This is a genomic window from Propionibacterium australiense, from assembly GCF_003666605.1.
Lineage (GTDB): Bacteria > Actinomycetota > Actinomycetes > Propionibacteriales > Propionibacteriaceae > Propionibacterium > Propionibacterium australiense.
In genome coordinates this window covers 33,715-55,642 of sequence record NZ_RCIV01000002.1, presented here as the reverse complement: position 1 = coordinate 55,642, position 21,928 = coordinate 33,715, and the positions used below count along the sequence as shown (strand labels likewise).

The window sequence follows — 21,928 nt, the reverse complement described above, 5'->3', positions numbered from 1 at the left end:
CAGACCGGCCTGGGTCGCGGGCCCTCCCGTCTCCGAGAAAACCCCACCACAAGGACTCTTATTTGTTAGAACAAATACCGAGTTTTGGGTTACAAAGAGGGCGGCACAGGGTAGACTGACCAACGGGTGGCGAGTGACATCCAACTACCCCCGACAGGGTCCGAAGGGTGGCCCGTGAGCGAACCGGCAATGGCCGGTCGCCGTTCACTCGCTCATGCACACGAACACACTCCAGAGGAGTTCACGGACAATGAAGACGATTGAGCACTGGATCAATGGCGCGCCGTACACCGGTACGCCGGCGGGGCGCATCCCCGTGGAGAACCCTGGCACGGGTGAGGTCGAGGCGGAACTGCTCCAGGCATCCGCCGCCGATCTCGACCATGCCGTCGAGGTGGCCCGCGAGGCCCAGAAGAAGTGGGCGAAGTTCTCCCTGGCCAAGCGCGTGGAGATCATGTTCCGCATGCGCCAGCTGGTCCTCGACCACCAGGACGAGATGGCCGAGCTGATCGTCGCCGAGCACGGCAAGAACTACTCCGACGCCATCGGCGAGATCCAGCGGGGCCGTGAGACCCTTGACTTCGCGACCGCCATCAACGTGGCACTCAAGGGCGAGTACTCCTACGACATCTCCACCGGCGTCGACATCCACACACTGCGCCAGCCGGTGGGCGTCGTCGCCGGCATCTGCCCCTTCAACTTCCCGGCCATGGTCCCGATGTGGATGCACCCGCTGGCCATCGCCACCGGCAACGCGTTCATCCTCAAGCCCGCGTCGCCGACGCCTTCCGCCTCACTGCTCACGGCGCAGCTCTACAAGGAGGCCGGCCTGCCCGACGGCGTCTTCAACGTCGTGGCCGGCAGCCGGGACACGGTCACCCGGATCCTCGAGCACCCCGGCATCAACGCGATCTCCTTCGTCGGTTCGACGCCGGTGGCACACATCATCCAGGACACGGGCGTCGCCCACGGCAAGCGCGTCCAGGCGCTCGGCGGGGCGAACAACCATGCGATCGTCATGCCCGATGCCGATCTGGACTTCGCGGCCCAGCACATCTCGGCCGCTGCCTTCGGCGCTGCCGGCGAGCGCTGCATGGCGCTGCCGGTCGTCGTCGCCGTGGGCGGCATCGGCCCGGACCTGGCCCAGCGGGTCAAGGGCAACGCGGAGAGGATCAAGGTCGGCTACGGCATGGACGAGGGCGTCGAGATGGGCCCGGTCATCGACGCGAAGGCCAAGCAGCGCATCACCGGCCTCATCGACGACGCCGAGCAGCGAGGCGCGAACGTGGTCCTCGACGGGCGCCCCCTGGTGATTCCCGGCCACGAGCACGGCCACTTCCTCGGCCCGACCATCATCGACGACGTGCCGCTCGACGCCCCGGTCTACACCGAGGAGGTGTTCGGCCCGGTCCTGACCATCGTCCACGCCGACAGCTACGACGAGGCCATCAAGATCGTCAACGCCTCGCCCTTCGGCAACGGCTCGGCGATCTTCACGAACGACGGCGGCGTCGCCCGCCGCTTCACGCTGGACACCGAGGCCGGCATGGTCGGCGTCAACGTGCCGATCCCGACCCCGGTCGCCTACTACTCCTTCGGCGGCTGGAAGGAGTCGCTGCTCGGCGACACCCACATCCACGGCCCCGAGGGCGTCAAGTTCTACACCCGCGCCAAGGCGATCACCTCGCGCTGGCCCTCCGAGAAGACCTACGCGGCGACGATGTCCTTCCAGCGGGAGGAGTGAGGTCCCGCACTCAACCCGGACCGGCGGTCGCTGGAGGACGCCGGGTGAGCGTTCCGAGGGCGGTGGGCCACGGCATGACGCCGTGGCCCACCGCCCTTTTTCCACGGTCCACCGGGAGCCGCCGACGCGGCCGGTCGGCATCCGTGCACGTCATGACCGATTCACCATGACGCGGGGCTACTGGATCCCTCGTGAGCCCGGCAGGGCGGCTCGACATCGCCGAGGACCGCCTGCTGTGTCGCCCTCGTCACGCTGAGGACGGACAGGCGTGCCGCCCGGCTGCGCCGCGTCGACGTCACCCGGGGCCGCCACCGGTGGATCGCGGCCCGGGAGATCGAGAAAGGTCTCCAGCGCGTCAAGCGATGACCTGCTGGACGCCGACCGGCCACCGAGCATCCACGGGCCTCGGGCACCGTGACGGCGTTCACCGGCCCCTGACCACCGGCGTCCCCCAAGGGGTCACGCAGGGGTTTCCGGGCTGCCGTGACGAACCGCCGCACAGCCCACCCGGAGATCGGCGGCTCCACCGCACCGTCATGCACGGGAGTGCTTCTTCGGCCAGTGACCGTCTCTTCAAGGCAGACGCGGGGGCGCGGACACGGACAGAGTTCGTCCCGCGCCCTCGGGAGGGCGCGGGACGAACCGGTCATGGGGCTGTCAGGGTCGGCTCTGCTCGCCGGCCAGCGACATCAGCTGTACTCCTTCTCGAAGCGCTCCTCGAGCTCCTCCAGGGAGTCGTACTTCGTCTCGGGGACGAACTTGATGTAGAAGATGAGCGAGAGCACGTTGAGCAGGGCGAAGATGAGGTAGGTCCCCGCCCCGCCCAGGCCTTCCATCATGATCGGGAAGACGGCGGCCACGATGGCGTTGGCGATCCACAGGGCGCCGACGGCCAGGCCCATGGCGGTGCCACGGATCTTGCTGGGGAAGATCTCGGCGACGAGGACCCAGGTGACCGTGCCCGACTGCTTGGCGAAGACGAACAGGCTCACGATGATGAGCACGAGGAAGGGCGCGAACGTCGGGGCGCCGATGATGTCACCCTCATCGTTCTGGTAGGGCTGGATGAGGAAGAAGAACACCGCGGCCAGCAGGCTCAGCGAGATGACGATGCTGGTCTCCTGGTAGATGCCGACGTGGCGGCGGGCGAACTTCGTGACGAGCCACAGGCCGACGGCCGAGCCGATGAAGGACACGGCACCGGACACCACGTTGAGCGAGATGGCGTCGCTCATGGGCAGGCCGGCGGCCGACAGGACCTTCGGCGTGTAGTACATGGCGGTGTTGATGCCCGTCACCTGGTCGGCCAGGCCGAGGATGATACCGATGATGAGCAGGCGCCGGGTCCACTTGGTGTTCCAGATCTGGGACAGCTTCCACTTCTCCTGGTTGGCCTCCTTGCGCTGGATCTCGAGCATCTCGTCGACCTCGTCGGCGATGGAGCCGTCCTTGGCCTCGTTGCGCACGCGCTTGAGGGAGCCGATGGCCTCGGGAATGCGCAGATTGGCCACGTACCAGCGGGAGGACTCGGGCATGAGGCGGATGCCGATCCACAGGGCGATGGCGGGCAGGGACGCCAGCACGAGCATGTAGCGCCAGGTCATGCCGTTGCCCGAGGTGACCGCGACGTTGGCCAGGTTCTGGACGGTCTCCCAGGAGACGGTCTGGCCGGCCCGGGCGACGGTCTCGCCGGCGCTGTTGACGACGTCGTTCGCCATGGTCGCCTCCGGGCCGCCATGGGCCCGGGCGAGGATGGCGTTCATCGAGTAGGCGAGGAACTGGCCGAAGACGATCATCATCTGGTCGACGGCCACGAGCGTGCCGCGGATGCGCTTCGGGGCCGTCTCACCGAGGAAGACCGGGACTGTGGCGGAGGCGCCGCCGACGGCGAATCCGAGGATGAGACGGAAGAAGTAGAGAATCCAGATGTTCGGGGAGATGGTACAGCCCAGCGCACCGAGGAGGAAGACGATCGCCAGCATGGTGATGTTGTGGCGCCGTCCGTACTTGTCGGAGAGCTTGCCGCCGACCGAGGCGCCCAGGGCGGCGCCGATGCACAGGAAGGTGCCGACCAGGCCCTCCTCCCAGGTCTTCAGGGCGAGACCACCGGCGTCGGTGGGCAGGTACATGTAGGGAAGGGCGCCAGCGATGACGCCGGTGTCGTAGCCGAACAGCAGCGAGCCGAGGGTGGCCACCAGGGCGATGAGCCCCAGCGAGCGCTTCTTGCCGGAAGGAGGGGTCTTCTCGACCAGCTCCTGGAGCTGTTCGCGGCTGTAGTCCGCCGCCGTGACGGGTGATGAGGACATGTTGATCTCCTTTGAGGGCCTGCCGTCATCGGCAGGTTGGGGGATGCGCCACAAGAAATGGTGCTGCCTCCTCCGGAGGAGGCAGCACCGCAGGAGAATCGATCGCCTCTCGCGGCGCTCAGGACGACCGATCCAAGAATCAAGGCGCTGGGCTCCTTTGTGAGGGCTCCAGCGCAGCCTTATTTTGTTTTCGCCGGCTCGCGCATGCCAGCCGCGATGCACACGGACATGATGCCGTCGAAACCGACCTCGCGCGACTTGCCCACCGCCGCCGTGGCGAGAACCATCCGACTGGCACCGCCACAGGCGGAAGGTGCGCGGCAGCGGCACTCGTCACCGAGCCATTCCTTGCTTGTTCGAGGGCTGATCGGGCCGCCCGACACGACCTAGCATCCAGGCGGATCGCGTACTTCGCGAATACGGGATCCGCCCAATGGACTGTGGACTTGTCCCACTGCGGCTCGGTCTCATCGGGAGAAAGAACCGTGGACTACTTTCCGCCACGCTTGAAGAGCTTGCCACTGGTGACGTCGGCCTCAAGCTGCTCCAGTGTGCGGCCCTTGGTCTCGGGCACGAACAGGAGGAAGAAGAAGAACGCGATGACGTTGAGGACGGCGAAGACGAGGAAGGACATGGACAGCCCGATGGCCGAGATGACACTGGCGAAGCCAAGGCTCAGGAAGGAGTTGGTCATCCACAGCACGAAGACCGACAGCCCCATGCCGAAGGCGCGCATCCTCAGCGGGAAGATCTCCGACAAGGTCACCCAGGTTGCCACGTTGAGGCACAGCTGCATCGAGCCGACGAAGAACACGATGAGTGCCAGCAGCACGAAGGGTTTTGCGCCGCCCTCCGGCAGCACGCTGGCCGCAGTGGCGATGAGCACATGGGTGATCGCGACCAGACCGTAGCCCCACAGGAAGGTCTTGCGCCGGGAGAACCGGTCCATCATCTGCAGGGCTATGATCGCCGCGATCACCGAGATGGTGGCTGGGGCGATGTTGGCGATGAGGGCCGCACCCGTACTGAACCCGGACTCCTCCAACACCCTCTCCCCGTAGTAGAGGATGGAGTTGATGCCCGTGGTCTGCTGGAAGAAGCCGATACCGCACCCGATGAGGACGATGCGCACCAGGTTCTTGTTGGAGAAGATCTCCTTGATCGACATGTTGACCCGGCTGGCCTCCTCCCTGCTGGTGGCCTGAATCTCGGCCAGCTCGGGCTTGGCGCGCCCCTCGGGCCTCAGATTGTCCAGAATCTTGAGGGCCTCCTCCTCACGACCCTTGTCAGCCAGCCAGCGTGGGGACTCGGGTAGACGTGCCACACCCAGCAGCAGGAGGATGGCGGGGACAGCTGCCAGCGCAAACATGGCGCGCCACACCCACGGGTACTCGCCGCCCCAGACATTGCCGATGATGGCGTTCATGACAATGGCCAGAAGCTGACCGGTCACGATCATCATCTCGTTGCGACCGGCCAACGAGCCGCGAATCTCGTAGGGGGCGAGCTCGGCCAGGTACACCGGCACCACCACGGAGGCCGAGCCGACGGCGAGCCCCAGGATGACACGGCCGATGGCCAGCATGGGCAGGTTGACAGCTGTGACGACGACGACCACGCCCACGATGAACATGGTGGCCATGAACGTGATCGTGGTTTTGCGGCCAATCCTGTCAGAGACGCGGCCGCCGGTCAGGGCGCCGACGGCGCTGGCGAACAGCAGCGAGCTGACTGCGATACCGAGGCCGAAGTCGGTGAGATTCAGCTGGTCGGGCCGGACCATGAAGCTCTGGGCCCCGTTGATGACGCTGGTGTCGTAGCCGAAGAGCAGACCGCCCAGTGTGGCGATCAGGGCGACGACGGTCAGCCGGGCACGGTAGGGGCCGGGCGTGAGTGGGGGGAGCTTGGACGCACCGGGTTGTGCGCTGGCAGTCGAACTATGCGACACATTGACTCCTTTGTCTGTTCAAATGATGAGGTAACGCTAACACGAGCGACGATTAAATGTCAGGACATATCTGGTGCACGTGATTCACCCCTCGCCGGTTGAGAGGAGGACGGGACACCGGCCGCTCCGCGGCAGACCAAGCGGCCGCAGGACTCAGGCGCCGAGCTCGGCGGTGAGACGCTCCAGCGCGGCCTTGTTGTACTCATCGGCGTACTCGTGCCAGCCGAAGATGCACACGGACAGGACACCGTCGAAACCGACCTCGCGCAGCGTCTGGAAGACCTCGCCCCAGGGCACCTCACCCTGTCCGATGGCGTTGTGCTGGTGGACGGTGACATCGGCGCCCGGGGGGTTCACGATGTAGCGATTGCCGTCGTTGGCGCGATGGTTGAAGGCATCGGAGACGTGCACCTCGCGCAGCTTGCCCGCCTCGGCAGCGGAGCGGATCATGCGGCCGGCGTCACCGGCGCCATCGGACAGGTGGAAGGTGTGGGGGCAGCAGTACTCGTAGCCGATCCAGTCCTTGTCGACGCCGCGGACGATCTCCAGGGCGCGGTCGTGCAGCTCGACGAAGTCGTAGGGGTGCGCCTCCATGGTGAGGTTGATCCCGTAGCGCTCGAAGACGGGGGTGAGCTCCTCGATGGAGTGGTACCACTGGTGCTCGGACTCACGGGCCCTGTTGCGGTCGCCGGAGAACTCCGAGACGATGTCGCGCACGTCCAGCTGGTCGGCGATCTCCAGCAGCCGCCGCCAGTTGCGCACCTGGGCCCGCCTCTCCTGCTCGTCGACGGCGGACCAGTTGAAGACCGGGTTGAGAGTGCGGATGGTGACGCCGGTTTCCTTCTGCGTCCTGTTCAGTTCGTCGATGAAGGCCTTGTCGGCCTTCGGATAGTGGTGCCAGAAGTGGAAGTCCGAGCGGGGCGAGAGCTCCACGTGCGCGAAGCCGAGCTCGGCCGCCTTGCGCAGGGTGTCCGGCGCCGACATGGTCATGTAGTACATATTCGGGTCTAGGGCGATGTCAACCACGGGTGCTGCTCCTGTTCAATCAACAACGGTGTCGATGCCTCCCTCATATTGTCATGACAATCGGGATTTGGGAAGTCCTGACCATGAAACCCTTTCCAGGACGCGACAACAACGGGTTCGTCACTAGTTGAACATCGAAGCATGACGGAGGGCGAATCGAGCCGTGGAGCCGACCCTGAGCCGACAGGCCGAGCTTCGGACTATTTGTCATGACATTAGTTGACAGCGTGCCCTCGGAGGGCTTCAATGAGTGTCATGCACCCCGGCACCGACGACGGGGCGCGAGGTCCAACCGCATAGGAGAAGCAGCGCATGACCATCGAATACACTCCAGGCCCCCTCCTCGACGCGTCGCGGAACACCCCGACGGCCCTGTGGAATGACTCGGCCGACCCCAACGAACTGAGTCAGTCGATCTCCTTCGGCGCCGTTGGCGCGACCTGCAACCCGGCCATCGCCTACACCTGCATCAACCAGCGCAAGGACGTGTGGCTGCCCCGTATCGCCGAGCTTGCCGAGGAGATGCCCGAGGCCACCGAGTCCGAGATCGGCTGGCGGATCGTGCGCGAACTGAGCATCGAGGCGGCCAAGCTGCTCGAGCCCATCTTCGACGAGCAGAACGGCCGCAACGGACGCCTGTCCATCCAGACCGATCCGCGCCTGGCCCGCAACGCCAAGGCCCTTGCCGACCAGGCCGAGGAGTTCTCCAAGCTCGCCAAGAACATCATCGTCAAGATCCCCGCCACCTCGGTGGGCATCAAGGCGATCGAGGACGCCACCTACCGCGGCGTCTCGGTCAACGTGACCGTCTCCTTCTCCGTCCCGCAGGCCGTCGCCACCGGCGAGGCCATCGAGCGTGGTCTCAAGCGCCGCGAGGCCGAGGGCAAGGACGTCTCCACGATGGGCCCCGTCGTCACCCTCATGGTCGGGCGACTGGACGACTGGATCAAGATCGTCGCCAAGAAGAACGACCTGTTCATCGACCCCGGTCATCTCGAGTGGGCCGGCGTGGCGGCGTTCAAGCGCGCCTACCAGGAGTTCCAGTCCCGCGGACTGCGCGCTCGCATGCTGTCGGCCGCCTTCCGCAATGTCATGCACTGGTCCGAACTGGTCGGCGGCGATCTCGTCGTCTCCCCGCCGTTCAAGTGGCAGCAGCTCATCAACAACTCCGGCTACAAGGTAGTCAACCGCATCGACGAGCCGGTCGCCCCGGCAATCATGAAGACCCTGCAGAGCATCCCGGAGTTCGTCCGTGCCTACGAGCCCGACGGCATGACCCCCGAGGAGTTCGACACCTTCGGCGCCACGGTCCGCACGGTGCGCGGCTTCCTCCAGGCCGATGCCGACCTGGATGCCCTCGTGCGCGACGTCATCATGCCCCAGCCGTGAGCTGAGGACCTTGAATCCGTACCAGGTGGGGCATCGCACGCGCGTGTGATGCCCCACCTGCCGGTAGTGACGTCCCACGACGTCAGCCCCAGCAGTCAGTTCATCCCGACCAGACAAGGAACAGCATGCTCAACATCGCCGTCATCGGTGCCGGCCGCATCGGTCATGTCCACGCCCGGACCATCGCGGGACACCCCGAGGCCCGTCTCGCGCTCGTCTGCGATCCCATCGGCGACGCCGCCGAGAAGCTCGCATCGACCCATGGGGCCAGGGCCGCCAAGGATGCCGAGGAGGCCTTCGCCGATCCGCAGGTCGACGCCGTTATCGTCGGCTCCCCCACCCCGCTGCACATCCCTCATCTCATCGCCGCGGCGAAGGCCGGCAAGGCCGTCCTGTGCGAGAAACCGATCGCCCTGGACATGGCCGACGTCGAGGCTGCCCAGGCCGATCTGGACGCCATCACCACGCCCGTCATGTTCGGGTTCAACCGCCGCTTCGACCCCTCCTTCGCAGCGGTCCGCGCCGCGGTCCAGGCCGGCCGGATCGGCGCGCTGGAACAGCTGACCATCATCAGCCGTGACCCCGCCGCCCCGCCGATCGAGTACGTCAAGGTCTCCGGCGGCATCTTCCGCGACATGACCATCCACGACTTCGACACCGCTCGCTTCTTCCTGGGCGACATCGTCGAACTGCACGCGGTGGGACAGAACCTCGACCCGGCCATCAAGGAGGCCGGCGACTTCGACGCCGCCGTCGTCACCCTCAAGGCCGCCTCCGGGGCCGTCGCGACGATCATCAACAACCGCCACTGCGCCTCCGGCTACGACCAGCGTCTCGAGGCCTCCGGGCGGGACGGCGCCCTCTTCGCGGAGAACATCCGCGGCACGACGGTGCGGTTGTCGAACGCCGAGGTGACCGATGCCCAGGAGCCGTACCTGGACTTCTTCCTCGAGCGCTACGCAGACGCCTACCGACTGGAGCTGTCCGCCTTCATCGAGGCCGTCGAGGCCGGGACCACGCCGCCCACGGGCATCACGGACGCCGTCGAGGCCCTGCGGCTGGCCGAGGCTGCCACGACGTCCGCCCGTACCGGTGAGGTCGTCCGGCTCGTCTCCTGAACCGGGATCAGTTCCTGACCCTCCACTCCAGGGGCCGGGCGCTGCCCGCCGGTTGTCCGGTGAGCAGCGCCCGGCCCTTGTACCTTTCCACCGCGGCATGGACGCACAGGGAACGCTCAGCGCCGATTCACCTGATCGGCGGCGGGCGACCCGACGTGTCGGCGACGGCTGACCGGCACGTCCTGGCCATCAGGTCTGGTCAGGTGGGGCGCAGGGCCGCATCGCGGATCGTCTCGGCAAGATCCTCGGCCCGGCTCCACATCGGCCAGTGACCCGTGGGCAGGTCGACGACCTCCACGTGTTCGAGCCTGCTCACTTCCGCGAACATGGGATGGCCCATGTGGGCCAGCTCCAGGATCCGCGTGCTGGGGATGGAGCAACACACCAGTGTGGTCGGCACCCCCAGCCGGGCATCATTGGTCAACTGGACAGCCTCCCACAGCACCGGACCGGGCTCGGGGACGGCCCTGGCGCGGAAACGGTCGAGGTCGTCGGCGCTGAGGCCTTCGAGGCTGGCCCGCTCCCCCAGCACGTCGAACGAGGGCAACGGCAGTTCCTCGACGGATTCGGGAAGCTCCGGAGCGAACACGTTCCCGGGCGTGACCGGGCCGGAGTCGACCCACACGACGCGCCGAATCAGCTCCGGGCTTCGATCCAGGACGAGGCTGACCGGAGCATTGGCGCCGCTGTGGCCGACCAGGACGACACCTTCCGGCACGGAATCGACGACTGCCTGAATCGCTGCGGCCTGCTCCTCGAGGGTCCTCGAGGAGCTCCCCGGGTCCTGGTCGTCAAGCCCGGGAAGGGTCATCGCAACGGCTCGGAGGCCTGCGGTTCTGAGGTGCGTGAGCACCTCGTCCCAGGCCCAGGCCCCCAGCCAGTGGCCGGGAACCAGTACGATCGTGGACAGGACTGAGTTCTGCGGTGTTGGTCTCATGCCACGATGCTTCCGGAGCCCTTGGCCAACGGTGTGTCACCATGTGCGGCATGAATTTCTCGTGGGCCCGATCGTGAAGCGATCCGAACGACTCCACGCCCTCTCGGAGGCCCTGCGCCGCAGCGGGAAGCAGGGGTGCAGCGCCAGGCGGCTGGCGGACGAGTTCGAGGTGTCGGTTCGCACGATCAAACGAGACATGGCAGCCCTGGAGAGTGCCGGCCTTCCCATCTGGTCGCGGCCCGGCCCCAGCGGCGGGTACGGGCTGGCGCAGGGCGCCTCGCTCCCACCCGTGAACCTGTCCCCGGTCCAGGCGATGGCCCTGCTGGCGGCGGTTGCCGCATCACCCGATGCACCGTACTCCGATCTGGCCGCCGCGGGAGCCCGCAAGATCGTCGATGTCCTGGATCCGCGGACCCGGGAGCGTGCCGAGCAGTTGGCCAGTCGCGTCTGGGTCGACCGCACCGCCGTCCCGTCGAGAGCAATCCGGTCCGCCCTGGAACAAGCGATGGCCGACCAGCGCGTGGTCCGCATCGACTACACGTCCGGTGAAGGCGTGACCAGCCACCGTGACGTGGAGCCCATGCTGTTCGCCTCCACCGGCGGCAACTGGTACCTCATCGGGTGGTGTCGTTCTCGATCCGCCGTCCGCTGGTTCGCAGTGACTCGCATCCAGAAGGCCAGCGTCACCGACGAAGCCTGTACCGGGCACGAGATCGAGGAGATCGGCACGCCGCCTTTGACGGCCAGGAGCGCAGCCCCTCGCCCGCGAAACACCTGAACGCTACCGGGCAACTCCGCCTGGGATCACCGCCGCAGCGGCGCTCCCGTGTAACCTGCCGGTGGGCCGGACCGGTCCACCGGCAGACAGGGAGGACCCGTGGGGACGAGCGGACAGGACGTCACCCAGGACGACGTGGCCCGTGCCGCCGGCGTCTCTCGCAGCCTGGTCTCCCTCGCCCTCAACGGTTCGCCCAAGGTCGCCGAGGAGACCAGACGGCGCATCGCCGAGACCGCAGCGCGTCTCGGCTACCGGGTCAACGCGGCCGCGGCCTCGCTGGCCCGTCAGCGTTCCAGGACGATCGGCCTGGTCCTGCCCAATCTGCGCAACGCCTTCTTCGAGCAGATCGCCCACACCCTGGGCGACGCCACGAGCGCCAGGGACCTCGCCCTCTTCGTCACGGTGGGCTCCGAGCAGCCCGAGGTTCTCCACCGCGCCATCGAGAGCCTGCTGAGTGTCCGCGTCATGGGGCTCATCCTCGTCTCTCCCTGGCTGTCGGACGAGGACCTCATCGCCATCGGCGAGGAGGTGCCCGTCTGCCTCATCGGACGGCGCAGCCCCGGCGGAAGAGTCGACTCGGTGCGCGTGGACGAGCAGGCCGCCGCCCGGCTGCTCATCGGCCATCTCACCGAGCTCGACATGCGCTCGGTCGGCTACGTCGGACCGCGCGTCGTGAACGACACCTCCCGTTTCGAGCGAGAGTCCGCGCTGCGTCGTGCCGCCCTGGCCGCCGGACTAACCCTCGACGTCCACGAGTGCGGCGAGGACGCCGGGCCCGCCGTGCGCGACATGCTGAGCTCCCACCCCGAACCACTCGGTCTCGTCGTCCACAACGACATCCTCGCCATCGACGCCGTCCCCGTGCTGCGCGAGACGAACCGGCACCCGGGCAGCGACATCGCCCTCGTCTCCTACGACAACACCTACCTGGCCAGACGCGGTGAGTTCTCCCTCACCAGCATCGACCAGCTCGAGGACGTGCTGGGCACGACAGCCGTGCGCCTGCTGTGCGAGCGCGCCGACGACGGGGCCACGGCCCCGCCCAGGAGCCCTCGTGACGTGGTGCTGGAACCCGCCCTCGCCATCCGGGGTTCCTCCTGCCCCGGCCGGGAGCGCTTGACGCCTTGATCCATTCACCGGCCAGGGCCCGTGGACGATCCCACGGACCCTGGCACCGCGCCACAGCCGGACCCGCTCACCGAGTACGTCAGAACCGAGCACCACCCGGCGCTGCACCGTTGCGATCCCTCAGACCCGCTCCCCATGGTCCACCCGTCCAGCCCAGATGCAGTACACCCGGCGATGCAGAACCGGGCACCAGGGGTTGACATCGCCCGAGTTCGACGCCCATACTCGTAGCAACGCGTTTTTCACGCGCGTTAATCCCTTCGGACTAGCACTGTCAACGAAGACAACGAGGAGCTTCGACATGACCCCCAAAACTCTTTCTGTGGCTGTCATCGGCGCTGGCATGGCCGGCACCACCCATGCCAACGCGTGGCGCCAAGTCGGCACCGTCTTCGACCTGGGACTGCCCAAGATCCGGCTCGCCACCATCGCCGATGCCTATCCGCCCTTCGCCCAGGACGCCGCCGAGCGCTACGGCTACGAGAAGGCCGTCGAGGACTGGCGCGACGTCGCCGACGACCCGAACATCGACATCGTCTCGATCGTCGTCGGGAACGCGCTGCACCGCGAGATCGCCGAGGCCATGATCGCGGCGGGCAAGCACGTCCTGTGCGAGAAGCCGCTGGCCGACACCCTCGAGAACGCCAAGGCGATGGCCGAGGCCGAGGCCCGGGCCGGGGTCGTCACCTCGGTCGGCTTCACCTACCGGCGCAACGCCGCCGTCGCGGAGATCGCGAAACTCGTCGCCGAGGGCCACCTGGGCGAGATCAACCACTTCTCGGGCCGCTACTGGTGCGACTACGGCGTCGACCCGAACACCCCGATGGCCTGGCGCTACCGCGGCCCGATGGGCTCCGGCGCCCTGGGCGACGTCGGCAGCCACCTCATCGACACCGCCGAGATCATCTGCGGCCCGCTCGTCTCCGTCTCCGGCGGTGCCATGACCACCGCCATCAAGGAGCGCCCGGTCGCCAAGGGACACGTCACCCGAGGCACCACCCTGGACACCACGGAACTCGAGATGGAGGCGGTCACCAATGACGACGTCGCCACCTTCACCGGCCACTTCGCCAACGGCGCCGTGGGCACCTTCTCGGTCTCCCGCGTGGCCTGGAACATGCCCAACGCGATGATGATCGACGTGCTCGGCAGCAAGGGCCGCGCCTCCTGGGATCTCGCCCGCTGCGGCGAGATCAAGATCGACGACACCAACTCGCCGGCCGGCCTGGGCGGCGCCCGTCAGGTGCTCGTCAACCCCGAGTTCCCCTACTTCGCCCGTGGTTCCTCCATGGCCTTCGGCGGTGTCGGTCTCACCCAGATCGAGCAGTTCACCTACCAGGCCTACGCCTTCCTGCAGCAGATCGCCGGCGTCGAGGGCCTGCCCCCGTGCGCGTCCTTCGCCGACGGGTACCGCGAGATGCAGATCATGGACGCCATCGCCCGTTCCGCCGCCGCCAACGGCGCAGCAATCGACCTGACCCACCTCAACTGACTCACTGACGAACGAAGGAGCCCCGCCATGTCACTCACCTATGGCGCCTACACCGCGTGTCTCCAGGACCGCCCGCTCGAAGCCGCCCTCGACATTCTCAAGGAAGCCGGCTTGACCGGGGCCGAGGTCAACGTCGGCGGCTTCATCCCCTCCCCGCACTGTCCCGTCGACGCCCTGCTCGCCTCGAAGGCGGCCCGTGACGACTACCTGGGCGCCTTCGAGTCGAAGGGCATGGTGCTGTCCGGCCTCAACACCTCGGGCAACCCGGTCTCACCGCTGCCGAACGAGGGCCTCAAGCACGCCGAGGACATCCGCAATGCCATCAAGCTGGCGGGGCTGCTCGGCGTCAAGGAGATCGTGACGATGTCGGGCACCCCCGGCACCGATCCCACCGCCAAGTACGCCTCCTGGGTCGTCAACCCGTGGAACGGGATCGACCTGGAGATCCTCGACTACCAGTGGTCCGTCGTCGTGCCCTTCTTCAAGGAGGTCGACGCGCTGGCCCGCGACAACGACGTCAAGGTCTGCCTCGAGCTGCACCCGCGCAACCTGGTCTTCAACATCCCGGCCTTCGAACGCCTCGTCGAGGAGACCGGATCCACGAACCTGCGCGTGAACATGGACCCCTCGCACCTGTTCTGGCAGCAGATGGATCCGATCGCCGCCACCAAGCGGCTGGGGAATCTCGTCGGGCACGTCCACGCCAAGGACACGAAGATCTTCCCGGGCGTCGCCTACCGGGGCGTCCTCGACACCGACTTCGGCCACGTGCCCGCCGATGCCGAGAACAAGACGCCGACGGCCTACGGCTACTGGTGCTCGGCGTGGCCGCAGGACCCGGCCTGGCGTTTCGTCGCCCTCGGCCTGGGCCACGACACCGACTACTGGGCCGAGTTCCTGCGGACCATCGAGAGCTCTGATCCCGACATGAACGTCAACATCGAGCACGAGGACGCCGAGTACGGCAACGTCGAGGGGCTGCAGGTCTCCGCGGCCAATCTGCTGGCCGCCGCGGCCAAGATCTGACACCCGGACAACCAGCCGGCCCGTTCGACGGATTCGACCGAGGGCCGCGCGCACGGAACCACCCCGGACGCGCGGCCCCTTGTCGTCGGGCCCGGCTTCCCGCCCCGTCCCGCCTCGTTGTCGAGCCCGACGCCGCCGAACGGGCACGGGCGCACCGCCGGTCCTCACAACACACCTAGGATGAACCCCGTGCCCGCACCGTTCGCCCTGACAATCATGCAGTGGGCCGTCCTGGCGCTGGCCGCGTTCTTCGTCGGTGTCGCGAAGACCGCCCTGCCCGGGCTCGCCACCTTGTCGGTGGCCCTGTTCGCCGCCGTCCTGCCGGCACGCGAGTCCACTGCGGCAATGGTCGTCCTCCTCATCGCCGGTGATCTCTCCGCGATCTGGATGTACCGCCACGACGTCGACTGGCCGACGTTGCGCCGGCTCGCGCCCGCGATCCTGGTGGGCCTCGGTGCCGGGACACTCGTGCTGTGGCGCATCGACGACGCGCACATGAAGCGGATGATCGGGGTCATCCTGCTCCTGCTCACCGCGGTGACGCTGTGGATGATGTGGCGGCGCAGCCGCCCCGGACACCATGGCAGGACGGCCCACTCCTTCTCCCAGAGCCCCGCCGCTCGCTGGGCCTACGGGTCGCTGGGGGGCTTCACCACGATGGTCGCCAACGCCGGTGGCCCGCCGATGACGATGTACTTCGTCGCGTCCGGCTTCGACGTCATGCGTTTCATGGGCACGCAGGCCTACTTCTTCTTCTTCGTCAACCTGGCCAAGGTTCCCTTCCAGGCCGGCCTCGGGTTGTTCTCGGCGCGCTCGTTGAGCATTGACGCCGTGCTGCTGGTGCCGCTGGTTCTGGGAATCCTCCTCGGACGATTCGTCATCCGCCGCATCCGGACCACCGTCTTCGACGTTCTCGTGATCGCGCTGACGATCGTCTCCTCGGCCTTTCTGCTCGTCTGACGGCTCGGGCGAGGCCGCGCCACACACGGCCTCGCGGACGGCAGGACCGATGGGCACGCAGGACGAGGCCGCGTGTCCGGCCCCGCCAGGATGAGGTTCAACAGGTCCGGGACGATGCTTGTTCCCTGATGCCAACCATGAGCAACAACAGAACAGACCATTTGTTGTGACAAATATCCACCCCTATAGTGGACCTCGTCAGCAGGACCAGGACGTCCCTGGACCTGAGTACACCGTCGTGCATGTCACGGCTGGTGTCGCGGCATGCACTCCGCACCCAGTGAGGACATCATGACCGCCATCGACACCATTGCCACTCAGGCCTCCACCGTTCGCCACGAGACGGCTACCATCTCTCCGGTTGTCGCCGGCACTCTCGTCGCCGGCGCCCTCATCGCAGCCAGCATCCTCATGATCATCGTCGGCCTTGCCACCACGATGACCCCCATGATGCTCACCGGCGCCCTCGCCTTCAGCGCCGCCACCCTGCTCGGCACCTACAACGGCATCAACACCCTCGCCCAGGGCTGATCTGACGTCAGCCGCCGCAGGAAGAACCACCCGGACCCGTCAGGAGGACTCACCAGCACATCTCTTCCCCCAGACCACCGAGCCATCGCAGCGCCACCGCAGCACGCGCGATGGCTCCTTTGCTGTCAGAATGCGGATGTGACCCAGCTGACGACAAGGATCAGTTCACATGTCCCTTCCCGACCGTGAGGCCCATGCCACGCAGCAGGACGTCGCAGCCCGGGCGGGGGTCTCCAGGGGACTCGTCTCGCTCGCCCTCAAGGGCGAGGGCCGCATGTCCGACCAGACCCGCCAGCGCATTCTCGACGCCGCCCAGGCCCTCCACTACCACCCGAACGCCGCCGCCGCCGAACTCGCCGCCCGGCATTCGCGTCGATTGGCCGTCATCCTGCCCTATCTCGACAATCCCTTCTTCGATCGCCTGCTGCGACGGTTGCGCCACCACGCCAGCGCGGCCGGCTACGTCCTGGTCGTCCTCGTCTCCGATCTGGAGGACCAGCTCGAGCAGACGACGGTGGACGACGTCCTGTCGATGCGACCCGCCGGGCTGATCCTGCCCGGCACCTCGATGAGCCAGTCGGAACTCCTGGCGCTGTCCGAGCACATGCCCCTGTGCGTCCTCGACCGCGCCCTCGACGAGCCGTCGATCCCGACGGTCCGTCTCGACGAGGCCGGCGCCGCCGCACAGATCGCCGGCCATCTCGCCGAGCAGGGATTCGAGCGCATGGTCTTCTTCTCCCCCGCCCACAATCGGTACGAGTCACTGCTCGACGAGCGGCGGGAGGCCTGTCGCGAGGCCTCGGCGGCGGGCGGCCTCGACTTCGCCGAGATCGCCTGCGACGACGGCGCGAGCCAGGCCCTGATGGCGGCCCGGGCGACCTCGGCAGGACCATTCGGAGCCGTCGCCTACAACGACGTGCTCGGCATCGACCTCATCGCGGCGACGCTGTCCGCCCGTCTCACACCGGGACCGGACCTTGCGGTCATCTCCTATGACAACTCATCGCTGGCCTCACGCCGGGAGGTCTCACTGACGAGCGTGGACCAGTCCCCGGATCGGCTGGCCGAGGCCGCCATAGCCGCGGTGCTCGCCCCACGGGAAGATCCGGCGGCACACGTAACTGTCCCGGCCACCCTCGTCATCCGCGCCTCGAGCCGGCGAAGGCCGCCACGGGGCTGATCCACCTCACCGCGCACGACGTCTACGCCCCTGACACCCGCAATCGGGTCGAGCATCACCTTGCGATGCTTCCAGAACTCTTGCTACTGTTTGTCATGTCATTGATGACGCGCGTTAGCACATCTTTCATGGCATCTCACGTTCCACACCTCGAACACATCGTGCGGCGCAGGTCAGAAACTGCGCGACCGGTCACTGTTGACCGGGAAGGAGAACACCCATGAACAGCAAGAAGCAGATCGGAGTCGGCGTCGTCTCCCTGGGATGGATGGGACGCCTCCATGCCCGCAGTTACCGCACGGTCTCGGAACATTTCCCCGAGTTGGGCGCCGAGGCCCGGATCGTGGCGGCCGCTGACCCCATCGACGAGGCACGGCGGGCCGCCGTCGAGGACCTCGGCTTCGAACGGGCCTACTCCGACTACCACGAGCTGCTCGCCGATCCACGGGTGGAGGCCGTCTCCATCTGCGCACCGAACTATCTCCACCAGGAGATCGCGCTGGCCGCCATCGAGGCCGGCAAGCCCTTCTGGATCGAGAAGCCGATGGGAGTCAACGCCGACCAGTCCCGGACGATCGCGCAGGCTGCGGCCCGAGCCGGCCTCGTCACCGCCGTCGGGTTCAACTACCGTCACGTCCCGGCCATCGAGTACCTGCGCACCCTCGTCCGCTCCGGGGAACTCGGCCGGATCACCAATGTGCGCGTCTGGTTCATCGCCGACTACAACGCCTCCCCTCAGGGGCCACTCACCTGGCGTGCCTCCCGTGAGAAGGCCGGTGCCGGCGTCGTCCCCGATCTCATGAGCCACGGCGCCGATCTCGCCCAGTACATCGTCGGACGCATCGCCTCGGTCACCGCCATCACCGACACCTTCATCACCGAACGCCCGATCCCCACGAAGATGGGCATGGGGCACGCCGGTTTCGAGATCGGCGACGAGACCGGCCCCGTCGAGAACGAGGACTACGTCGGCATGCTCGTCCGTTTCGAGAACGGCGTCATCGGCACGATGGAGTCCTCTCGCGTGAGCGTGGGCCCGCGCGCCGAGTACGTCGTCGAGGTCTACGGGATGAACGGCTCGGCCCGGTGGAACTTCGAGCGCCTCAACGAACTAGAGGTCTGCACCACCGTCGACGGCGGCCCCACCCACGGCTACACCCGCGCCATGGCCAACCCGGCCTGGGGAGAGTGGAGCCGCTACCAGCCCGCCATCGGCACCTCCATGGGATTCGACGACATGAAGTCCATCGAGGCGGCCCAGTTCCTGCGCTCGATCCTCACCGGAGAGCAGCTCGCCCCCTCCGCCGCCGACGCCTGGTGCGCCGCCGAGGTGGACGAGGCCATCGTGGCCTCCGCCGCCGATGGCGCCTGGCACGACGTCGCCCGGGTGGACGGGACGACGACCTTCGACGCCCCGGACCGGTCGAGCAGGGCATGAGGGAGTCTAGCCGCGCGCACCCAAGCGGTCACCCGGCTTCGACTCACTGACGCAACCGAGAACACAAGATCCGAACAAAGGAGACACACCATGGCCTTCCGACTCGACCCCGCCACAGCGATCAAGGATCCGCACGGCATCAACTGGGGCATGCACCCCATCGCCTGGCGCAATGACGACATCCCCGAGGTCGGCGCCTTCAACACCCTCGACGACATGCTGCTCGATCTCGCCGATGTCGGCTACGCCGGCACCGAGTGCGCCGGGTTCTTCCCCGCCAAGGAGGAGGTCAAGGAGCGCATCGAGGCGCGCGGTATCCGGATCGTAGCCCAGTGGTTCTCCTCCTTCATCCTGCGGGACGGGATCGACGCCGTCGTCCCGGTCTTCGAGGAGAACTGCCGCTACCTGGAGTACCTGGGCGCCACCCGCATCGTCGTCTCCGAGCAGACCGGTTCGGTGCAGGGCGTCCGCGACGTCAGCATCTTCACCAACAAGCCGGTCCTGACCGAGGAGCAGTGGCCGGTGCTGGCCGAGGGCCTGAACCGGCTCGGCGACGTCGCCCATGCGCACGGCCTCGAACTCGTCTACCACCACCACCTCGGAACCGTCATCCAGACCACCGAGGAGACCATCCGGCTCATGGAGATGACCGACCCTGCCAGGGTCTCCCTGCTGTTCGACACCGGCCACGCCTTCGTCGGCGCCGGCACGGTCATGGGGCTGCTGGAACCCACCATCGACCGCGTCAGGCACGTCCACTTCAAGGACGTCCGGCCCGAGAAGATGGCCGAGTCCCGCGACGCCGAGCGTTCCTTCCTCGACTCCTTCCTGGCCGGCATGTTCACCGTGCCCGGGGACGGCTGCATCGACTTCACCGAGCCCTACCGGCTGCTCGTCGAGCACGGCTACGACCAGTGGATCCTCGTCGAGGCCGAGCAGGACCCGGCCATCGCCAACCCGCACGAGTACGCCGTCAAGGCCCGCGAGTACATCGAGAGCACGCTCTTCACGCTCTGATCCCGGGCTCTGCGGCCCCGTCCTTCCCCACCCGGGCGGAGGGCGGGGCCGAGTTCTTCTCCGGCGTCCTGCCCCGCCACCGTGCCACGAGAGCCTGTCGGACCGAGCATGACCCCGTCCAGGAGCTGGTACTGCAGCGGAGGCTGGACGAACGGACACCGCCGGATCGCTCGCCGGGATTGCTTTCAGGCTCTCTTCGCCGTCATGGCCGCTTTCGAGGCCTTGCGCTGCAGCGCCGCCCACTCGTCACGCAGACCCACCGTGCGGTGGAACAGGCCGGGGCGGTCCAGGTCGGCGGCGAAGTAGCCGAGACGCTCGAACTGGACGACCTGGCCCGGCTCGACATCGCTGATCGCCGCCTCGCCCTTGGCTCCTGCCAGCAGCTCACGGGAGCCGGGATTGAGGTCGTCGAGCGGCTCACCGGTCTCCTCGCCCGGGTTGGGTGTGGTGAACAGACGGTCGTAGAGGGCCACGTCGACGTCGACGGCGTGCGGGACGCTGACCCAGTGCATCGTCGACTTGACCTTCCGACCGTCAGGGGCGTCCCCGCCGCGGGTGGCGGGGTCGTAGCTGGCGTGCACCTCGACGATTTCTCCGGCCTCGTCCCTGACCACGTCGGTGGCGGTGACGAAGTAGGCGCCGCGCAGGCGGACCTCGCGCCCTGGCGACAGCCGGAAGAACTTCGGTGGGGGCGTCTCGGCGAAGTCCTCGCGCTCGATGAACAGGTCACCGGTGAAGGCCACCTGCCTGGTGCCCTCGTCCGGGTTCTCCGGATTGTTCGTCAGCGGGAAGTACTCGACGACGGGCGCGCCGTTCTCGTCGGTGGGCCAGTTGTCGATCACCAGGTGCAGCGGGCGGGTGACGACCATGCGGCGCTGACTCGTCGCATTGAGCTCGCGGCGCACGAAGGATTCGAGTTCCTCGATGTTGTGCCGTGCGTTGGTGCGCGTGGTGCCGAGGTAGGTGCAGAAGTCGCGCACCGCCTTGGCCGGGTAGCCGCGGCGGCGCAGGCCGCGCAGCGTGGGCATGCGCGGGTCGTCCCAGCCGTCCACGACACCGTCCCGGACGAGTGTGGCCAGCCGGCGTTTGGAGGTGATCGTGTAGGTGAGCTCCAGGCGGGCGAACTCGATCTGGCGGGGTTTCTCCGCAGGCAGGGGCAGATGGTTGAGGTACCAGTCGTACAGCGGGCGGTGGGTGTCGAACTCGAGGGTGCACAGCGAGTGGGTGACGCCCTCGATGGCGTCGCTCTGACCGTGCGCCCAGTCGTAGGTCGGGTAGATCGGCCACTGCATGCCGGTCTGGTGGTGCTCGGCGTGCCGGATGCGGTACATCACCGGGTCGCGCAGGACCATGTTGTCCGTGGCCATGTCGATCTTGGCGCGCAGCACGCGGGATCCGTCGGGGAACTCGCCGGCACGCATGCGGGTGAACAGGTCGAGGTTCTCCTCGACGGAGCGGTCCCGGTAGGGGCTCTCGACGCCGGGCCTGCCGTAGCCGCCCCGCTGGGCCGAGATGGTCTCGTTGTCCTGGTCGTCGACGTAGGCCAGACCCTGCTGGATCAGGTGACGGGCCCACTGGTAGAGCTGCTCGAAATAGCCGGAGGCGTGCAGGACGGCTGCCGGTTCGTAGCCGAGCCAGGCGATGTCGTCGAGGATCGACTGCACGAACTCGGGGTCCTCCGCCACGGGGTTGGTGTCGTCGAGCCGCACATTGCACACCCCGCCGAACTTCTCGGCGGCGCCGAAGTCGACGGTGATGGCCTTCGCGTGACCGATGTGCAGGTATCCGTTCGGCTCGGGGGGGAAGCGGGTCTGGACGCGCCCGGTGTAGACACCGTCCTCGTTGTCGCGCTCGATCGCGTCGCTGATGAAATCACCGGCGCCGCCTGTCCCCTCCGCATTCGCCATGGC

General features: G+C 67.3%; 17 protein-coding genes. 12 read left to right on the top strand and 5 right to left on the bottom strand.

What is annotated here, in order from left to right; translation table 11 throughout:
- Positions 1-250: 250 nt before the first annotated feature.
- Entirely contained in the window at positions 251-1,744 is a 1,494-nt protein-coding gene (locus D9T14_RS02345; protein WP_119160566.1) for a CoA-acylating methylmalonate-semialdehyde dehydrogenase, read from the top strand.
- 689 nt (positions 1,745-2,433) lie between these two features.
- On the opposite strand, the gene D9T14_RS02340 is transcribed toward D9T14_RS02345, so the two are convergent.
- The 3 genes from D9T14_RS02340 to D9T14_RS02330 all read right to left on the bottom strand — a co-directional run bounded on the left by D9T14_RS02340 (position 2,434) and on the right by D9T14_RS02330 (position 6,997).
- Complete coding sequence (locus tag D9T14_RS02340; protein WP_197720696.1) at positions 2,434-3,996, bottom strand: MFS transporter; 1,563 nt, start codon at positions 3,994-3,996, stop codon at positions 2,434-2,436.
- Positions 3,997-4,540: 544 nt separating this feature from the next.
- Positions 4,541-5,998, bottom strand: coding sequence for a sugar porter family MFS transporter (locus tag D9T14_RS02335; protein ID WP_119160564.1), 1,458 nt, complete (start codon positions 5,996-5,998; stop codon positions 4,541-4,543).
- A gap of 153 nt (positions 5,999-6,151) precedes the next feature.
- Entirely contained in the window at positions 6,152-6,997 is an 846-nt protein-coding gene (locus D9T14_RS02330; protein WP_119160563.1) for a sugar phosphate isomerase/epimerase family protein, read from the bottom strand.
- A 339-nt stretch (positions 6,998-7,336) separates the two neighbouring features.
- Here D9T14_RS02330 and D9T14_RS02325 point away from each other — a divergent pair, with 339 nt between their 5' ends.
- Both D9T14_RS02325 and iolG read left to right on the top strand, forming a co-directional pair.
- The gene (locus tag D9T14_RS02325; protein ID WP_119160562.1) at positions 7,337-8,413 is read left to right on the top strand and encodes a transaldolase family protein; all 1,077 of its coding nucleotides are present in this window, start codon (positions 7,337-7,339) and stop codon (positions 8,411-8,413) included.
- A gap of 125 nt (positions 8,414-8,538) precedes the next feature.
- Positions 8,539-9,531, top strand: a complete 993-nt coding sequence (iolG, locus tag D9T14_RS02320) for an inositol 2-dehydrogenase (RefSeq protein WP_119160561.1) — start codon at positions 8,539-8,541, stop codon at positions 9,529-9,531.
- Positions 9,532-9,730: 199 nt separating this feature from the next.
- Here the strand turns inward: iolG and D9T14_RS02315 are convergent, their stop codons facing one another.
- Entirely contained in the window at positions 9,731-10,468 is a 738-nt protein-coding gene (locus D9T14_RS02315; protein WP_119160560.1) for an alpha/beta fold hydrolase, read from the bottom strand.
- Between the two features lie 61 nt (positions 10,469-10,529).
- Between D9T14_RS02315 and D9T14_RS02310 the strand changes: the two genes are divergently transcribed.
- The 9 genes from D9T14_RS02310 to iolE all read left to right on the top strand — a co-directional run bounded on the left by D9T14_RS02310 (position 10,530) and on the right by iolE (position 20,018).
- Positions 10,530-11,246, top strand: a complete 717-nt coding sequence (locus tag D9T14_RS02310; RefSeq protein WP_197720550.1) for a helix-turn-helix transcriptional regulator — start codon at positions 10,530-10,532, stop codon at positions 11,244-11,246.
- Positions 11,247-11,345: 99 nt separating this feature from the next.
- Positions 11,346-12,374: a LacI family DNA-binding transcriptional regulator gene (locus tag D9T14_RS02305; RefSeq protein ID WP_119160559.1), complete on the top strand. Its 1,029-nt coding sequence runs from the start codon at positions 11,346-11,348 to the stop codon at positions 12,372-12,374.
- A gap of 301 nt (positions 12,375-12,675) precedes the next feature.
- Positions 12,676-13,866, top strand: coding sequence for a Gfo/Idh/MocA family protein (locus D9T14_RS02300; RefSeq protein WP_119160558.1), 1,191 nt, complete (start codon positions 12,676-12,678; stop codon positions 13,864-13,866).
- A 27-nt stretch (positions 13,867-13,893) separates the two neighbouring features.
- Positions 13,894-14,892 carry a sugar phosphate isomerase/epimerase family protein gene (locus D9T14_RS02295; protein WP_119160557.1) on the top strand — a complete coding sequence of 333 codons (999 nt, stop codon included), beginning with the start codon at positions 13,894-13,896 and terminating at the stop codon, positions 14,890-14,892.
- Between the two features lie 189 nt (positions 14,893-15,081).
- Positions 15,082-15,852, top strand: a complete 771-nt coding sequence (locus D9T14_RS02290; protein ID WP_232012266.1) for a sulfite exporter TauE/SafE family protein — start codon at positions 15,082-15,084, stop codon at positions 15,850-15,852.
- A gap of 264 nt (positions 15,853-16,116) precedes the next feature.
- Positions 16,117-16,383 (top strand): hypothetical protein, encoded by a 267-nt coding sequence (locus tag D9T14_RS02285; protein WP_119160555.1) that lies wholly within the window; start codon positions 16,117-16,119, stop codon positions 16,381-16,383.
- Positions 16,384-16,552: 169 nt separating this feature from the next.
- Entirely contained in the window at positions 16,553-17,563 is a 1,011-nt protein-coding gene (locus D9T14_RS02280) for a LacI family DNA-binding transcriptional regulator (RefSeq protein ID WP_119160554.1), read from the top strand.
- Between the two features lie 220 nt (positions 17,564-17,783).
- Entirely contained in the window at positions 17,784-19,001 is a 1,218-nt protein-coding gene (locus tag D9T14_RS02275) for a Gfo/Idh/MocA family protein (protein ID WP_119160553.1), read from the top strand.
- A gap of 90 nt (positions 19,002-19,091) precedes the next feature.
- Positions 19,092-20,018, top strand: a complete 927-nt coding sequence (gene iolE / locus D9T14_RS02270) for a myo-inosose-2 dehydratase (protein ID WP_119160552.1) — start codon at positions 19,092-19,094, stop codon at positions 20,016-20,018.
- Positions 20,019-20,203: 185 nt separating this feature from the next.
- Here iolE and D9T14_RS02265 read toward each other — a convergent pair whose 3' ends face one another.
- Entirely contained in the window at positions 20,204-21,925 is a 1,722-nt protein-coding gene (locus D9T14_RS02265; RefSeq protein ID WP_119160551.1) for a glutamine--tRNA ligase/YqeY domain fusion protein, read from the bottom strand.
- Positions 21,926-21,928: the final 3 nt, after the last annotated feature.